The organism is Curtobacterium sp. 8I-2, from assembly GCF_902506155.1.
Lineage (GTDB): Bacteria > Actinomycetota > Actinomycetes > Actinomycetales > Microbacteriaceae > Curtobacterium > Curtobacterium poinsettiae.
The window spans coordinates 83,341-98,899 of sequence record NZ_LR732826.1; the positions used below are offsets into that span (position 1 = coordinate 83,341).

Annotated in this window: 14 protein-coding genes; 8 read left to right on the forward strand and 6 right to left on the reverse strand. The window is 71.8% G+C overall.

Going from position 1 to position 15,559, the window contains the following annotated elements; genetic code table 11:
- Positions 1-36 precede the first annotated feature (36 nt).
- On the reverse strand, positions 37-1,857 hold the full coding sequence (locus BOSE127_RS00455) for a glycoside hydrolase family 15 protein (RefSeq protein WP_159555948.1): 1,821 nt from the start codon (positions 1,855-1,857) through the stop codon (positions 37-39).
- 471 nt (positions 1,858-2,328) lie between these two features.
- Between BOSE127_RS00455 and BOSE127_RS00460 the strand changes: the two genes are divergently transcribed.
- The 4 genes from BOSE127_RS00460 (at position 2,329) to BOSE127_RS00475 (ending at position 6,525) form a co-directional block, all read left to right on the forward strand.
- Positions 2,329-3,495 carry an RtcB family protein gene (locus BOSE127_RS00460; RefSeq protein WP_042538341.1) on the forward strand — a complete coding sequence of 389 codons (1,167 nt, stop codon included), beginning with the start codon at positions 2,329-2,331 and terminating at the stop codon, positions 3,493-3,495.
- A gap of 127 nt (positions 3,496-3,622) precedes the next feature.
- Positions 3,623-4,456: a DUF1206 domain-containing protein gene (locus BOSE127_RS00465; protein WP_159555949.1), complete on the forward strand. Its 834-nt coding sequence runs from the start codon at positions 3,623-3,625 to the stop codon at positions 4,454-4,456.
- Between the two features lie 52 nt (positions 4,457-4,508).
- Positions 4,509-5,384 carry an SMP-30/gluconolactonase/LRE family protein gene (locus BOSE127_RS00470; RefSeq protein WP_159555950.1) on the forward strand — a complete coding sequence of 292 codons (876 nt, stop codon included), beginning with the start codon at positions 4,509-4,511 and terminating at the stop codon, positions 5,382-5,384.
- 70 nt (positions 5,385-5,454) lie between these two features.
- On the forward strand, positions 5,455-6,525 hold the full coding sequence (locus BOSE127_RS00475; protein WP_159555951.1) for an alpha/beta fold hydrolase: 1,071 nt from the start codon (positions 5,455-5,457) through the stop codon (positions 6,523-6,525).
- A gap of 138 nt (positions 6,526-6,663) precedes the next feature.
- On the opposite strand, the gene BOSE127_RS00480 is transcribed toward BOSE127_RS00475, so the two are convergent.
- From BOSE127_RS00480 to BOSE127_RS00500, 5 genes are all read right to left on the reverse strand, one after another.
- Complete coding sequence (locus tag BOSE127_RS00480; protein WP_159555952.1) at positions 6,664-7,857, reverse strand: NAD(P)/FAD-dependent oxidoreductase; 1,194 nt, start codon at positions 7,855-7,857, stop codon at positions 6,664-6,666.
- A gap of 31 nt (positions 7,858-7,888) precedes the next feature.
- On the reverse strand, positions 7,889-8,689 hold the full coding sequence (locus BOSE127_RS00485; RefSeq protein WP_159555953.1) for an SDR family NAD(P)-dependent oxidoreductase: 801 nt from the start codon (positions 8,687-8,689) through the stop codon (positions 7,889-7,891).
- 8 nt (positions 8,690-8,697) lie between these two features.
- Entirely contained in the window at positions 8,698-9,204 is a 507-nt protein-coding gene (locus BOSE127_RS00490; protein ID WP_017886495.1) for a Dps family protein, read from the reverse strand.
- Positions 9,205-9,326: 122 nt separating this feature from the next.
- A complete protein-coding gene (locus BOSE127_RS00495; RefSeq protein ID WP_159555954.1) occupies positions 9,327-9,839 on the reverse strand; it encodes a MarR family winged helix-turn-helix transcriptional regulator in 513 nt (170 codons plus the stop codon).
- A gap of 173 nt (positions 9,840-10,012) precedes the next feature.
- On the reverse strand, positions 10,013-10,579 hold the full coding sequence (locus tag BOSE127_RS00500; protein WP_017886493.1) for an NADPH-dependent FMN reductase: 567 nt from the start codon (positions 10,577-10,579) through the stop codon (positions 10,013-10,015).
- 106 nt (positions 10,580-10,685) lie between these two features.
- Here BOSE127_RS00500 and BOSE127_RS00505 point away from each other — a divergent pair, with 106 nt between their 5' ends.
- From BOSE127_RS00505 to BOSE127_RS00520, 4 genes are all read left to right on the forward strand, one after another.
- On the forward strand, positions 10,686-12,332 hold the full coding sequence (locus BOSE127_RS00505) for a glycoside hydrolase family 13 protein (RefSeq protein WP_159555955.1): 1,647 nt from the start codon (positions 10,686-10,688) through the stop codon (positions 12,330-12,332).
- A gap of 109 nt (positions 12,333-12,441) precedes the next feature.
- Positions 12,442-14,457 carry a lectin-like domain-containing protein gene (locus BOSE127_RS00510; protein ID WP_139179715.1) on the forward strand — a complete coding sequence of 672 codons (2,016 nt, stop codon included), beginning with the start codon at positions 12,442-12,444 and terminating at the stop codon, positions 14,455-14,457.
- 145 nt (positions 14,458-14,602) lie between these two features.
- Positions 14,603-15,262 (forward strand): DUF308 domain-containing protein, encoded by a 660-nt coding sequence (locus BOSE127_RS00515; protein ID WP_017886490.1) that lies wholly within the window; start codon positions 14,603-14,605, stop codon positions 15,260-15,262.
- Positions 15,259-15,522 carry a hypothetical protein gene (locus BOSE127_RS00520; RefSeq protein WP_017886489.1) on the forward strand — a complete coding sequence of 88 codons (264 nt, stop codon included), beginning with the start codon at positions 15,259-15,261 and terminating at the stop codon, positions 15,520-15,522. Before BOSE127_RS00515 ends, BOSE127_RS00520 begins: the two co-directional genes overlap by 4 nt.
- The last annotated feature ends 37 nt before the right edge of the window (positions 15,523-15,559 follow it).

Consider the following 15,559-nt stretch of genomic DNA (forward strand, 5'->3'; position numbering starts at 1 on the left):
TGATGCCCCGCGCCCCCGACGGTTCGTCCAGCCCCGTCAGGACTTCTCTGAGACTTCTTCGATGGTCAGCGCCGCCTGGATGAGCGCCAGGTGCGACAGGCCCTGCGGGATGTTCCCCATGAAGTCCCCGTCGACGGCACTGAGCATCTCGCTGAACAGACCGACGTCGTTCGCCTGCGCCACCATGTCGTCCATCAGGTGCTTCGCGTCGTCGACGCGTCCGACGCAGGCCATCGCCGCAGCGAGCCAGAACGAGCACGCCACGAAGGGCGATTCCTCGTCCTGGATGCCGGAGTACCGGTACACGAGCGGGCCGTGCTGCAGCTGTTCCTCGATGGCCCGGATCGTGGACTCCATGCGGGGCCCGCGGTCGAACGCCGACATCGCGTGCAGCAGGATCGAGCAGTCGAGTGCATCGCTACCCGGGTACATGACGTAGTGGCCGAGCTCCTCGTTCCACCCGTTCTCGGCGACCCAGTCCTCGATGAGCTCGCGGTTCTCGATCCACTTGTCACGGGGGCCGTCGATCATCCCCGCGTCGTGCAGCTCGACCGCGGCGTCGAGCGCCTGCCAGCAGCCGATCTTGCTCGTCGTGTAGTGCTGCGTCTCCTGCAGCTCCCACATGCCCGAGTCTGCTTCCGGCCACCGGTGGCAGGCGTCGTCGGCCAGCCCCTGCAGCACCGACGCGGTCTTGCGGTCGAGCACGTTGCCGGCGCGGACGTACTGGCGCATGATCTCGAACACGTCGCCCCAGACGCCGAGCTGCAGCTGATCGCCCGCCCGGTTGCCGATCGTGACCGGCCCGATGCCGTTCCAGCCGGGGACGTCGCGTTCCTCGACCGAGTCGCTCTTGGACCCGTCGAGTGCGTAGAAGATCGGCATCGTCTCGTCGTGCTCGGCGATCGTGCGCATCACCCACGAGACGGCCGCGTGGGTCTCCTCGCGCAGCCCGAAGCGGGTGAGTGCGTGCACCGTGTACGCCAGGTCGCGCACCCAGGCGAACCGGTAGTCCCAGTTCTTCCCGCCGGTGCGGTCCTCGGGCAGGCTCGTCGTCGGTGCCGCGGCGATCGCACCGGTGGGGGAGAAGATCAGGAGCTTCAGGGCGAGGGCGCTGCGCTGGACGGCATCCGACCACGGCCCGTCGTAGCTGAACTCCTTCGACCAGGTCGCCCAGTTCTCGATCGTGCGGTCGACCCCCTCGAGCGTGCGCTCCGGCTCGGGCAGGAAGATCGGTTCGTCGTACGTGCCGACGATCGTCAGGATCGACTTCGAGCCCTCGGCCGTCGAGAACCGGCCGGAGAACCGGGGTCCGTCGTCGTGGACGGGTTCGAAGCCCTGCTCGACGATCGCGATGGTGACGCCGTCGATCCCGATGACGGTGCCGTTCGCGGTGTCGAGGCGTCGGGGTTCCGCGGTGTTCAGGATCGTGCCGGGCACGACGGCCCACTCCATCTCGACGGAGCCCTGGACCCCCTGGACGCAGCGGCCGATCTCGGCCCACGGCAGACGTCCGGCGACACCGGTGACCATGGCGTCGGTCACGGTGGCGGTGCCGGACGGGGTGGTCCACGTCGTCACGAGCACGTTCGTCCCCGGCAGGTAGGCCCGGGACACCTCCGCCTGGTCGTCGACGGGTCGCAGGGCGACGTGTCCGCCGTGCTCGGCGTCGACGATGCTCGCGAACACCGGCGGCGAGTCCATCGACGGGATCGGCAGCCAGTCGATCCGGCCGTCGAGCGCGATGAGGGCGACGGTCCGCCCGTCACCGATCGCGCCGTAGGAGCGGAGCGGCACGTACCCGTTCGTCCGTTCCTCGTTCTCGGTCGCGTCGGGGGTGTCTCGCGTGCGCTCGGTCATGCGTCCAGCCTGCCCCGGCCCCGGCGGCGACCATCAGGCGGACGTACCCCTCGTGGAGAACGCGCGACGCGCCTCCCGCCTGTGGAGAACCGCCGGAGCACCGCCGGCGCGCAGCCGACACGCCCAGATGATTTGCGCACTCCGGGCGTGTCGCACTACCGTCGTCCTCCTGCCGATCAGGCAGACCGCCCGCCCCGGGCACACCGGAAGGACCGCGCATGCGCGCCGTGCAGCACAACGAGGAACGCGTCGAGCTCCAGCTCGCCGCGGCCGCCGTGCTGCCCGAGCAGCAGCGGTCCCTCCGCTATCCCGCGTAGGCACGCGACGTCCCACGACGCCTCGTGCCCACCCGGCCCGGGGCGTTCGTCAGCACCGCTTCCTTCCGTCCGCCACGTCCGGCGACGACCAGGAGGCCCGGCGTGCGACCGTCTCGGACCGTCACCTCGACCGTCACGAAAGCGAGACGACACCATGAAGAAGATCAACGACCGATTGCTCAGCTGGGCCTCGATGCTCGAGGACAACACCGAGCAGCAGGCCCGCACGACCGCGCGCATGCCGTTCGTGTTCCCGCACCTGGCCCTCATGCCCGACGCCCACCTGGGCCTCGGGGCCACCGTCGGGTCCGTCATCCCGACCCTCGGCGCGATCATGCCGGCAGCCGTCGGCGTGGACATCGGCTGCGGCATGATCGCGGTCCGCACGCAGTTCACCGCGAGCGACCTGCCCGCCGACCTGCAGGGTCTGCGCGAGCAGATCGAGCGCGCGATCCCGCTGTCGGCCGGTGCGTCGAACCGGAAGATCGTGGCGACCGCCGCACCCCGGATCGCGGAGCTCGAGGCGATGGCCGAGACCGCCGGGTTCGACCCCGACGGCGTGCACGGCGGCTGGCGCAACCAGCTCGGCACGCTCGGCTCCGGCAACCACTTCATCGAGGTCTCCCTCGACGAGCAGGACCGGGTCTGGCTCTTCCTGCACTCCGGGTCGCGGGGTGTCGGCAACAAGATCGCGCAGCGCCACATCAGGGTCGCCAAGAAGGCCATGGAGCGCTGGTGGATCCAGCTGGCGGACCCCGACCTGGCCTACCTGGTCGAGGGCACGCCGGAGTTCGACCGGTACATCGCCGAGCTGCGGTGGGCCCAGCACTTCGCCCTGCTCAACCGCGAGGAGATGATGGACCGCGTCGTCCGGCAGCTGTCCGAGGCCGTCGGCACGCCCGTCGACGAGCGCGAGCGGATCAACTGCCACCACAACTTCACGCAGCGTGAGACGCACTGGGGCAAGTCCGTGTGGGTCTCGCGCAAGGGTGCGATCCAGGCGAAGGCCGGTCAGCCGGGCCTGATCCCCGGGTCGATGGGCACGGCGTCGTACGTGGTCGAGGGGCTCGGCAACAAGCCGTCGCTCGAGTCGTCGCCGCACGGCGCCGGGCGGCTGTTCTCGCGGAGCGCTGCCCGGCGGACCTTCACCCACGAGCAGCTGCGCGAGGCGATGGTCGGCATCGAGTACCGGGACACCGACGCGTTCCTCGACGAGATCCCGGCCGCGTACAAGCCGATCGACCAGGTGATGGCGGACGCCGAGGACCTCGTGTCGATCCGGCACACCCTGCGCCAGGTCGTCAACGTGAAGGGCGACTGAGACGCGTCCACCGACGGACGGGAGGCCCGTGGCGGCACCGCCACGGGCCTCCCGTCCGCCACGTGGCGGACCGCACGGCCCGGCGCGCCCCGGACAGGACGGCGCGCGTCGGGCACGCTTGGCCGTGATGAGCGACACGGCGGAGCACGCAGCGAAGGAGACCGGACGACAGGTCCGGCGAGCGGCCGACAGCCGTTGGTTCGAGGTCACGGCACGCGCCGGGTTCGTCGGCAGTGGCATCGTCCACCTGCTGATCGGGTACCTGGCGATCCTGCTCGGCATCGGGAACGCGTCCTCGGGCGGTGAGACCGACCAGTCCGGTGCGCTGCAGCAGATCGCCGCCGTGCCCGGTGGGGTGTTCCTGCTCTGGCTGATCGCCGTCGGCACCGCCGCACTCACCGTGCGTCTGGTCGTCGAGGCGATCGTCGGCGGACGGTCCGACACCACCCGCGGCTGGCTCGCCCGGCTGAAGGACGTCGCGAAGGCCGTGGTCTACGGCGTGATCGCGTACTCGTCGGCCTCGTACGCGCTCGGCGCCGGGTCGAGCTCGAGCAGCTCGTCGCAGAGCGCCGCGGCGAAGACCCTCGCGACGCCGGGCGGGGTGTTCGTGCTGGTGCTGGCCGGGGCGGTCGCGGTCGCGGTCGGCATCGGCCTCGTGGTGATCGGCTGCCGTCGGTCGTTCCGGAAGCAGATCACGCGACCGTCGGGCCAACTCGACCGCGTGGTCACCGTCCTCGGCGTCGTCGGGTACGTCGGCAAGGGCATCGCCGTGGTGATCGTGGGCGTGCTCATCGCCGTCGCGGGGCTGCAGAGCGACCCCGACCAGGCCACCGGCCTCGACGCCGCGTTCGACGCCGTCCGGAGCATGCCCGGCGGGGTGTTCGTCCTCGTCGCGATCGGCATCGGGTTCCTGGCGTTCGGCGTCTACAGCTTCTTCCGCGCGCGCTTCGCCCGCCTCTGACCCGCTTCCGCGCCTGAGCGGGCGCGGACCCGCCCAGCGGTAGACGGGGTCGATGAGCACGAACGTCACCACCGGCCCCGCGACCGTCTTCGTCGACGCCCGAGCGGTCCTCGCCGAGAGCATCGTCTGGGACCCGTCCGCGCAGCTCCTCCGGTGGACCGACATCACCCTCGGCACCCTCAACACCGCTGGCGCCGACGGCACCGTCCGGTCGAGCGTGCCGCTGCCGCCCCCGCTGGCGAGCTTCCAGCCCCGCGCCTCCGGCGGGTTCGTCGCGGCCCTCGGCGACGCCGTCGTCGTGACGGACGAGCAGGGGGCCGTGGAGCGTGAGATCGCCCGCGTCACGCACAGCACCTCGGGCAACCGGTTCAACGAGGGCAAGTGCGACCCGTTCGGCCGGTTCCTGGTCGGCAGCATGAACGTGACCACCGGCGAACCCGACGCCGCGCTCTACTCGGTCGAGGCCGACGGCACCGTCCGGCTGCTCCGCGGCGGCTTCGGCGTGACGAACGGCATGGAGTGGTCGGAGGACGGCAGCACCATGTACGTCACCGCCACCAGCGCCTCGACGGTCTTCCGGGGGTCGTACGGCCCGGACGGCGAGCTCGGCGAACTCGAGCCGTTCATCGTCGGCCACGCGCACGACGGCCTGGTCCGTGACGACGAGGGCTGCTTCTGGAGCGCGATCTACGGCGGTTCCCGCGTCGAGCGCTACGGTCCCGACGGCTCGCACCTGGAGACGGTGGAGCTCCCCGTCGCCAACCCGACGTCGGTGGCGTTCGGCGGCCCGGACATGTCGACGATGTTCGTCGGCACGGCCCGCGAGAACCTCACCGAGCAGGACCTGGAGCAGGCGCCGCCCTCCGGCGCCGTCTTCGCGGTGCCGACCACGGTGCACGGCTTCCCCGCGAACACCTTCAGCGGCTGACCACGGCGTCGCCGCCCGAGCGGACGGCGGCCGGGTATCCTGGGCGACCGCCCGACCGGAGGAGACCCACGTGGACGACGAACGCCAGGCACCCCGTCCGGACCCGGCCGGGGAGCTCGCCCAGGCCGAGGACGCCGACGTCACGGTGCAGGTCGACCGGGTCGCACTCGACGGCACCTACGTCCGGGTGAGTTCGATCGGTGAGCCGGGCGAGCGGGCCTTCGTGCTCGTCGCGGGTCTCGGCATCGCGTCGACCTACTACGAACGGCTCGCGCCGCACCTCAACGAGAACGGACCGGTGCACGCGCTCGACCTGCCGGGCTTCGCGGGCGTCCCGCGGTTCCGTGGGACGGTCTCGATCGAGCGGTACGCCGACGCGGTCGAGCGGGTCATCGACGACCTCGAGCTCGAGGACCCGGTGCTCATCGGGCACTCGATGGGCACCCAGGTCGTCACCGAGGTCGCCGCTCGCCGTCCAGAGCTCTCCGACCTCGTGCTCATCAGCCCCGTGGTCGACTCGTCGGCGCGCACGGTGCGGCAGTCGGCGTTCCGGTTCCTGCGGTCGACGCTGCACGAGCCGGCCGCGGTCCGCTGGCACGGCATCACGGCGTACGCGCTGTGCGGCTGGCACTGGTTCCGCAAGGTCCTGCCGCGCATGATCGCGTTCCCGATCGAGGAGCGTGCCGCGCACGTGCAGGCCCGCACCCTGATCGTCCGCGGCGAGCACGACGCGATGGTGCCGCGCGACTGGGTCCGCCGGCTGGCGCGCGTGTTCCCGTACGCGGTCCTGCGCGAGGTCGTCGACGGTGCGCACTCGGTGATGCACGCGCAGGCCGACGCGGTCGCGCGGCTCGCGGTGGCGCACGTCGACCACCGGATCCCCGACCGCGGCGTGTCCTCGCTGCAGCGGGTGCGTGACGACTCGACGGCGTCGGACCTGGCCCGGCTCAGCCCGGGAGACGCCTGGTTGCTGGTCAAGTCGCGGTTCATCGAGCTGTTCGGGATGGCCCGGAACGACGACGAGACGCTCGAAGCCGCCAAGTCCGCGCACGCCGTCGCGATGGCGGACGGCGACGACCTGCCGGTCGACCCGGCGGACCGCCGGGCGGTCGTCGACGAGGTCGCGCCGGAGTCGAAGTAGCCAGCACCGTCGAAGCAGCGAGCCCCGTCGAGGCGGCGGGCGCCGCGGTGTGCGGGCGACCGCCTGGAGGCCCGGTGCCGGTCCGACGGACCGGCACCGGGCCTCCAGGGCGTCGCGACCACCGCGACGGGCGAGCGATCAGGCCGTGATGCGGCCCGGCAGCATGTCGGGCGCCAGCGAGTTCGCCTCGGCGAGCACCTTGCGGGCCTCGTCGGTCTTGTCCCACACGTTCCAGAGCAGCACGCCCCGGACCGTGTCGTCGTCGTCAAGGTAGTAGACGACCCCCGTCACGGTGGGGTCCTGCCAGTCCTCGACCGTGCGGAGCTTCGCGCTGACCTGCCCCACGGCCTCGTACCCCATGTCGAAGACGTCGGAGTAGAACATCGGCGTGTGGTCGTAGGTCTCGTCGGCGTCGGCCAGGTTGCGGCCGGCCTGTCGACCCTGCTGCTGGGCGTTGTCGACGTGCTCCACCCGGCGTGTGCCGAGGATCCGGTCCGGGTACTCGGCGACGTCACCGGCGGCGAACACGGAGTCGTCGTCGGTGAGCAGCGTCGAGGACACCACGATGCCGTCGCGGACGGTGAGTCCGGCGTCGGCGGCGAGCTGCGTCGCGGGCTCGATGCCGAGCCCGGCGACGACCGCGTCGGCCTCGACCACGGAACCGTCGTCGAGCGTCAGTCGCACACCGTCGGCCGTCTCGGCGCCCTCGGACACCCGGCGGCCGGTGCGGAGCTCGACGCCGTGGTCGACGAAGCGCTGCTGGAACGCCCGTGCCAGGTCGTCGGGGAACATCCGTCCGCCGACGATCTCGTCCGGGTCGACCAGCGTGACGCGTGCGCCGTTCTGCACGATGCCCGCGGTGATCTCCTGGCCGATGTAGCCGCCACCGACGACGGCGACGTGCGCTCCGGCGTCGGCGAGCTCGCGCAGGCGGCGGTAGTCCGACGCGCTGCGGTAGTCGAGCACGCGTGCCGACGGGGACAGCCCCGGCAGCCCGCGGGGCTTCCCACCGGTCGCGAGCAGGAGCCGCTCGTAGCCGTGGGTCGCACCGTCGGCCGTCGTGACGGTCTTCGCAGCACGGTCGATCGCCGTCACCGCGGTGCCCAGGACGAACTGCGCCCCGGTCTCCTCGGTGTGCAGGTCGACCTTGTCGTCCCAGCTGAAGTCCGGGTCGGTCCAGAGCTTCTTCGAGAGCGCGGGCCGGGCGTAGGGGCGGTCGACGTCCTCGCTGAGGATCCCGATCGACCCGTCGGTGTCGAGCTCGCGGATGCCGCGGGCGGCCGCGTCGGCGACCATCCCGCCGCCGACGATGAGGTAGCGGAAGTCGGTCATGACGCCTCCTGGTTGTGCTGTGGTGCCACGATCAGATCGTCGCGACCGAGCCGGAGTCGACCCGGTAGTTGGCGCCGTTCACGAAGCTGGCCAGGTCGGAGCACAGGAAGGCCACGACGTTGGCGACCTCTTCCGGCTCACCCCGCCGCTTGAGCTCCATGTACGGCCGCTCCTCGTCGAGGAAGCTGCCGATGGCCTCGTCGAACGAGGTGCCGCGCTGCTTGGCCCGCTTGTCCATCATCGCGTCGGTCATGGGCGTGTGGATGAACGCGGGCGAGACCGTGTTCACCAGCAGGCCCTCGGAGGCGTAGGAGCGCGAGAGCCCCTTGGCGAACGAGAGCACCCCGGCCTTGGCAGCGCAGTAGGGCAGTTCGTCGTCGTACGGCTGCGAGGCGTCCTCGGACACCAGGTAGACGATGCGTCCCCAGCCGCCCTGTCGCAGGTCGCCGATGAACTCGCGGGTGATCCGCACCGGCCCCATCAGGTCGATGTCGATCGTCTCCGCCCAGCCGGCCTCGTCGATCTCGTGGAACATGCCCTGGGCGCCGGTGACGCCCGAGGACTGCACCAGCATGTCGATCTCGCCGACGGCGTCACGCACCTTGTCGTGCAGGGCGGCGAGGCTCTCGGCGCTCCGGACGTCGGCCGCGAACGCGTGCAGCTTGCCGAGGGGAGCCTCGAGCTGGTCCGCACTGGTGTCGAGACGGCTCTGGTCGATGTCGGTGACGACCACGGTCGCACCCTCTGCCAGCAGGATGCGCGCCGTGTTCCAGCCGATGCCGGAGTCACCGCCGAAGACGAGTGCGGTCTTGCCCTGGATACCGAGGTCCACCCGGGCCCCTACGCGTGCGCCGACGCGTCGGCGACGGCGGGCGTGGTGGCGGACGCCAGCGGGGTGCTGGGCGCGCGGTTCTCGGCGGAGACCATCCAGGCGAGCTGCTCGAGGCGCTCGATGAAGCCGTGGAGCAGGTCCGCGGTCGTCGGGTCTTCCTCGTCGACCTCGTCGTGGACGTCGCGCATGGTGCCGGTCGCCTGGTACAGCCGGAGCGTGACCTGGTCGATGGCGTCGTGCGTGGTGATCTCGCCCGAGGGGAACGCGTCGAGGTGGCTGCCCGCGGAGACGGTCGCCGAGCGGCCGTCCGGCACGAGGTACAGCGCGCGCATGCGCTCGGCGGTGTCGTCGGCGAACTCGCGAGCGGCGTCGACGATCTCGTCGAGCTGCAGGTGGAGGTCGCGGAAGTTGGTGCCCAGGATGTTCCAGTGGGCCTGCTTGCCCTGCAGGTGCAGGTCGATGAGGTCCACGAGGACCGCCTGGAGGTTCTTGGCCATCTTGTCCGAAGCGTGCATGGTTGTGGCTCCTTTCGCGTCGGTGTGACCGTTCCGGTCTACGCGGTGCCGCAGTGCACGTTCTCAGTGCGCTCGGAGGCAGCGTCCCCCGACGACAGTCGGAGGCCTCGCCGCGACGGTGCTCAGTGCGACGGCGCGGGGTCGACCAGGTCGACCGCCTGGCGCATCTGCTCCAGGAAACCGGCGACGACCCGGGCCTCGGACGCGGGGAGTCCCTCGGCGATCGACATCATCCGGCGGTGCATCACGCCGAGCGTGGCGCGGACCTCGTCGTCGGTCTCGGTCGTCGGCGTGATGACGAGGGCCCGGCGGTCGGTGGGGTGCGGATCGCGGCGCACGTGGTTCGACTTCACCAGGCGGTCGATCAGGATCGTCGTCGACGCGGACGAGATCTTGAGGTACGCCGCGAGGTCCTTGGGGCTCACGGACGTGCCGGAGCGCTGCGCCTGCAGCAGGAACCGCACGGCGAGCAGGTCGGTCTCACCCATGCCCATCGAGTCACGGGTCCGGCGGCGCATGGCGGTCTCGGCGGACCGGTACCGGCGCAGGGCGTTCAGCACGGCGACCCCGCGCTGGGTCGCGTCGTCGTCCGGGAACCAGTACCCGGACGCCTCGGTGATCTCCTGCGTGGACATGGCGTTCAGGGTAACCCGTCTCGTATCTCGGTCGTCTAGCGGACTCCCGGGTTCCGCCACGACCGGTGCGTCCGCACCGTCCGATGCGTTCGCAACGACCGTTGCGTCCGCACCGGACGGACAGGAGGCCCGTGGCGATCCCGCCACGGGCCTCCTGTCCGACCGTCGTCGCGTTACGCGGCTGCGGACTCGTCCGTGCCGGCCGCGGCCTCGGCGAGCGCGGTGAGCGCGCCCTGCACGAGCGTCGTGACCTCGGCGTCCTCGCGCGGGTGGGTCTCGGCGAAACGGACGACCGACTGCGGGATGGCGACCTTGACGTCCTCCAGGACCTTCGCGCCGGCGATGCCGGCGACCTTGCGGGCGTCGTCGTGGGCCCAGACGCCGCCGTACTGGCCGAACGCCGAACCGATGGCGGCGAGCGGCTTGCCGGACAGCGGCGAGGCGCCGAACGGACGCGATGCCCAGTCGAGGGCGTTCTTCAGCACGGCGGGGATGGTGCCGTTGTACTCGGGGGTGACGAGCAGGACGGCGTCCGAGGCGGCGATCGCGTCGCGGAAGGCGACTGCCGGGGCGGGCGGGGTGTCACCGTCGATGTCCTCGTTGTAGAACGGCAGGTCGACGATGCCGTCGAAGGTGTGCAGCTCGATGCCCTCCGGCGCGTGGTGCGCGGCGGCCTCGGCGAGCTTGCGGTTGATGGAGTCGGCGCGCAGGCTGCCGACGAGGACGAGGACGTTCGTCATGGAGCTCCTTCTGTTGCGGGATGCTGTTGCTGGACGGAAAGGTGTCAGCAACAACCAATGCGATCGTAGGGGGCGCTATTCCCGGTCCGCTGAGTACGGTGGCGTCGTGACCACGCTTCGGACCCCGGCCAGCACGCCACGAACCACCGACCCGACCTGGTGGCGCGACGCCGTCGTGTACCAGGTCTACCCACGCAGCTTCGCCGACACGGACGGCGACGGACTCGGTGACGTCGCGGGCATCACGAGCCGGGTGCCGTACCTGGCATCGCTCGGCGTCGACGCGCTGTGGCTCTCCCCGTTCTTCCCGTCGCCCCTGGCCGACGGAGGCTACGACGTCGCCGACTACCGGGCCGTCGACCCGAAGCTCGGGTCCCTCGAGGACCTCGACGCGCTGCTCCGGGCCGCCCACGAGCACGACCTGAAGGTCATCGTCGACATCGTCCCGAACCACACCTCGGACCAGCACGAGTGGTTCCGGGCCGCGTTGGCGTCCGCGCCGGGTTCGCCCGAGCGGGCGCGGTACGTGTTCCGCGAAGGGTCCGGTACCTCCGGCGAACTGCCGCCGAGCGACTGGGTGTCGAACTTCGGCGGCAGCGCCTGGACCCGGGTGCCCGACGGGCAGTGGTACCTGCACCTGTTCGCCCCCGAGCAGCCGGACCTGGACTGGTCGAACCCCGAGGTCCGTGCCGACTTCGAGGACACCCTGCGCTTCTGGTCGGACCGCGGTGTCGACGGGTTCCGCGTGGACGTCGCGCACGGGCTGGCGAAGGACCTGTCGACCCCGTACCGGCCGTCGGACGAGCAGGACCTGCCGCTCGACGGCTCCGACCCGCTGTACGACCGTGACGAGGTGCACGAGATCTTCGCCACCTGGCGTCGGGTGCTCGACGAGTACGACCCGCCCCGCGCGGCCGTCGCCGAGGCCTGGGCCCCGGCACCGCGCCGCGTCCTGTACGCCCGGCCGACCGAGCTCGGGCAGGCCTTCAACTTCGACCTGCTCGAGGCCCCGTTCGAGCCCGATGCGTTCCGTCGGATCATCGAGCGGAACCTGGCCGCCTCGGAGCAGTCCGGCGCCTCGAGCACCTGGGTGCTCTCGAACCACGACGTCGTGCGGCACCCCACCCGCTACGGCCTGCCGGACGGCACGGACACCGATGCCTGGCTCATGACCGACGGCACGACGCCGGAGCTCGACCGCGCACGGGGGCTCCGCCGGGCACGAGCGGCCACCATGCTGATGCTCGCGCTGCCCGGGTCGTCGTACGTCTACCAGGGCGAGGAGCTCGGGTTGCACGAGGCCGCGGCGATCCCGCGCGACCTGCTGCAGGACCCGAAGTGGCTCCGCACCGGGCACACCGTGAAGGGCCGCGACGGCTGCCGGGTGCCGATCCCGTGGGCGCGTTCCGGGCCGTCGTTCGGCTTCGGGGACGCCGCGCCGCACCTGCCGCAGCCGCAGGACTTCGGGGAGTCCTCGGTCGAGGCCGAGGACGGCGACCCCGAGTCCACCCTGTCGCTGTACCGCGAGGCGCTCGCCGCCCGCCGTCGCCTGCAGCAGGGGGAGGCCCTGACGTGGCTGGAGTCCGGCTCCGAGGTCGTCGCGTTCGCACGGCACGACGGGTGGCGGTCGGTGACGAACTTCGGCACGGCCCCGGTGCCCCTGCCCGACGGCACGGTCGTCGCCGCGTCCGGGCCGCTCGACGGGGTCGCGCCGGGACTGCTGCCGGGTGAGACGACGGTGTGGTTGGCCTGAGCGGTCCGGTTGCGCCGTTCTTCCTCCACAGCCCGGAGGCCCGTGGGGGCGTTCCACAGATCATCCCGCCGCCGCCCGGGGGTGACGTCCCGGTCGCGAGCATCGGGGCATGACAGATCCCAGTGCTCCTGCTCCAGCTCCTGCCCCTGATCGGCGGTCGCGCCGGTCGTTCCGGTCGCTCCGCTCGCGGGTCGTCCGCCGTGTCGCCGCGGCCTGCGCCACGGTGACCGCGCTCGGCGTGCTCGCGGCGCCCGCCGTCCTGCCGTCCGGGTCGAGCGCCGCGGCTCTCGACTTCCCGTACGTCAACCAGTTCTCCAGCGCGTCCGGCGGCGCCCTGCACGGTGACGCCGCGGTGTCCGGCGGGCGGCTGCGGCTCACCGACGACGTCCTGAACCAGGCGGGAGCGTGGTCGACCAACGACACGTTCCCGTCCGACACCGGACTCGAGATCGAGTTCACCTACGCGATGTACACCGCGAAGGACGACCCCGGGGCCGACGGGCTGCTGCTGTACCTGGCCGACGGGGCCGCGGCACAGGGCGTCGGGTCCTTCGGTGCCGGCCTCGGGTACGCCTGCCGCAAGGAAGCGACCGAGGGCGGCGGGCGGCAGTGTGACCTGCCCGGCGTGCCCGGGGGCTTCGCAGCCGTCGCGATCGACCACTACGGCAACTTCTCGTCGCGCATCAACGGCTCCGGTCCGGGAGCGCAGCCCGACCACGTCGTGGTCCGCGGCTCGGGCAACGGGACAGAGGGGTACCGGTACGTCGCCGGTGCGACCGCTCCCGGTGGCACGGTGACCTCCGGCTCGACGCCCCGCACGGTCCGCATCACCCTGCTGCCCGACGACGACGGCGGGCTCTCCGTCACGGTCCGGCTGCAGGCCGGCTCGACCATGCGCACCGTCCTCGACTCGGTCCCGCTGCACGGCGACGGCCAGGCTCCGTTGCCCAGCACGCTGCGCCTGGGGTTCGCGGGGGCCACGGGCAGCCACGTCGACAAGCACGAGGTCGACGCGCTCCGGGTCTGGAAGCCCGCCGACCTGTCCGTCGAGCACGACCTGCCCACGACCGTGACGGCCGGTGAGTCGCTCCGCTACACCGTGACGGCGCGCAACCCCGGCCCGAACGCCGCCGACCCGAGCCCACTGCAGGTCGACGTGCCCGACGGCGTCGAAGACGTCACCTGGACCTGCACCGCCGCCGAGGGTTCCGCCTGCGCAACCGGGTCGGGCACCGGGGACGTCGCGACCGACCTGTCCCTGCCCCGAGGGGGTTCGGCCGTCGTCACGGTCGAGGGCCGGGTGGCCGAGGGCACGTCCGGAACACTGGAGAGCGTGGCGACGATCGCCCCGCCGACCTCGTTGTCCGACACGAACGAGGCCGACAACACCTCGCGAGCGAGCACGACGGCGACGGCACCGGTCGTCGCGGCACACGTCGAGACCGACAAGTCGGTGTCGCCGTCGACCGTCCAGCCCGGCGACGAGGTCGAGTACCTCGTCACCGCCCGGAACCGGGGCCCGTCGGTGGCGCAGCAGGTCGGTGCGGTCGACGACCTGCCCGAGGCGATGCGGTTCGTGGGCTCCGACGACGGGTGCACCGCCGAGGGCCAGCGGGTGACCTGCAGCTCCGACGTGTCGCTGGACGTGGGCGAGACCCTGGACTTCCGGATCCGTGCCGCGCTCGATCCCGCGTACCGGGGCGACGGCTCCGACGTCGTGAACGTGGCCACCGCGACGTCGCCGACCGACCCGGACGGTGGTGACCCGTCCACCGGCGTCGCGATCGTCGTCGGCCCGGACGACGAGGCGCCGGAGCCGAGCCCTTCGCCCACCACCGGTCCGGTGCCGACGACCGGCCCCGCCACGGACGACGGGGACGGTGACGCCGGTGGTGACGGCCCCGCGCCGGACGGTCGCGACGACGGGGACAGCGGCGCCGGTGACCCCGCGGCCGGTCGTGGTCCGGGTGCCCCCGTCGGAGCCCTCGCCTACACGGGCGCCGAAGGACTCGGCCTCGCCGCGGCGCTCGCCGCAGTGGCCGCCGCGGTGGGCTCCGTGTGCTGGTGGCTCGCCCGACGTCGTGTCCGGCTGGGCGCCCCGGACGACGACCCGCAGCAGCCCTGACACCACGGGGACGGCACCGCAGGACGGTGTCGTCCCCGTGCAGGGGGGTGTGGACGTCCACAGGGGGTCGAGTCCGCTCCGGTCGGGCGCTCACCACACCGGCGGTAGGATCGGATCCACGATCCGCATGCCCGAAAGAGGTCTCGTGTCCGACACCGTGGACGACGCCACCACCGTGGAAGAAGCGACCCAGCGCGCGCGGTACTGGCCGATCCCGATCCTCCGAGCGGTCCCCGCTGCGATCGTCGCAATGGTGATCACCTTCTCGACCAACCACGCCGCGGGCTACGGCCTGCTGCTCTTCGGCGGCTTCGCCCTGGTCGAGGGCCTCGTGCTCCTGTTCGCCGGGATCTCCCGACTGCCCCTCGACGGTCGTTCGCGTCGCACGACCCTGCTGCAGGCCGTCATCACCCTGCTCGCCGCCGTCGCCGCGATCGCGTGCAACGGCTTCGGGCTGCCGGCCTTCATCACGGTCATCGTCGCGTTCGCGGTGCTGACCGGAGCCCTCGAGCTGTCGCAGGGGCTCCGGGCCCGGCGGCGTTCGCCCTTCGCCCGCGACTGGACCACGATCGGCGGCCTCACGCTGCTGCTCGCGGTCGCCTTCCTCGTCACCCCGCCGGACTACTCCCAGCAGCTCGGTGGCGTGGAGAAGGTCACCGGCACCCTCGACGCCTCGATCGTGCTCGTCGGCCTGCTCGGTGCGTACCTCGCCATCACGGCCGTCTTCCACGTGATCGCCGGCCTCTCGCACAAGTGGGGCACGGCCACGCCGGCCGTCGCCCCGGACGGAGCACCACACGCATGACCACCCCCAGCCGACGTGACCGTCTGCGCCCGGTCGAGCTCCTCGGGATCTCCGCGATCATCGCGGTGTTCACCGGGCTCGTCGTGCTGTTCTCGACGCGGGAACTGCAGCTGGCCGTGATCTTCCTCGGCGTCGCGTTCATCGTGGTGGTCGTCGTGCTCGCGATGCTGCAGCTCGCCTCGTCGAGTGACCAGGACGACAACGACATGCTCGGCGGACACAAGACGCCGGCCGAGGGCGACGGCGACGACTTCCACTGAGTCCCGCCGCTGACGGCTGACGGCTGACGGCTGACGG

Coding starts and splice junctions, on each gene's coding strand:
- BOSE127_RS00455 (WP_159555948.1), bottom strand. CDS start 1,857: ATGACCGAGCGCACGCGAGACACCCCCGACGCGACCGAGAACGAGGAA.
- BOSE127_RS00460 (WP_042538341.1), top strand. CDS start 2,329: ATGAAGAAGATCAACGACCGATTGCTCAGCTGGGCCTCGATGCTCGAG.
- BOSE127_RS00465 (WP_159555949.1), top strand. CDS start 3,623: ATGAGCGACACGGCGGAGCACGCAGCGAAGGAGACCGGACGACAGGTC.
- BOSE127_RS00470 (WP_159555950.1), top strand. CDS start 4,509: ATGAGCACGAACGTCACCACCGGCCCCGCGACCGTCTTCGTCGACGCC.
- BOSE127_RS00480 (WP_159555952.1), bottom strand. CDS start 7,857: ATGACCGACTTCCGCTACCTCATCGTCGGCGGCGGGATGGTCGCCGAC.
- BOSE127_RS00490 (WP_017886495.1), bottom strand. CDS start 9,204: ATGCACGCTTCGGACAAGATGGCCAAGAACCTCCAGGCGGTCCTCGTG.
- BOSE127_RS00495 (WP_159555954.1), bottom strand. CDS start 9,839: ATGTCCACGCAGGAGATCACCGAGGCGTCCGGGTACTGGTTCCCGGAC.
- BOSE127_RS00500 (WP_017886493.1), bottom strand. CDS start 10,579: ATGACGAACGTCCTCGTCCTCGTCGGCAGCCTGCGCGCCGACTCCATC.
- BOSE127_RS00510 (WP_139179715.1), top strand. CDS start 12,442: ATGACAGATCCCAGTGCTCCTGCTCCAGCTCCTGCCCCTGATCGGCGG.
- BOSE127_RS00520 (WP_017886489.1), top strand. CDS start 15,259: ATGACCACCCCCAGCCGACGTGACCGTCTGCGCCCGGTCGAGCTCCTC.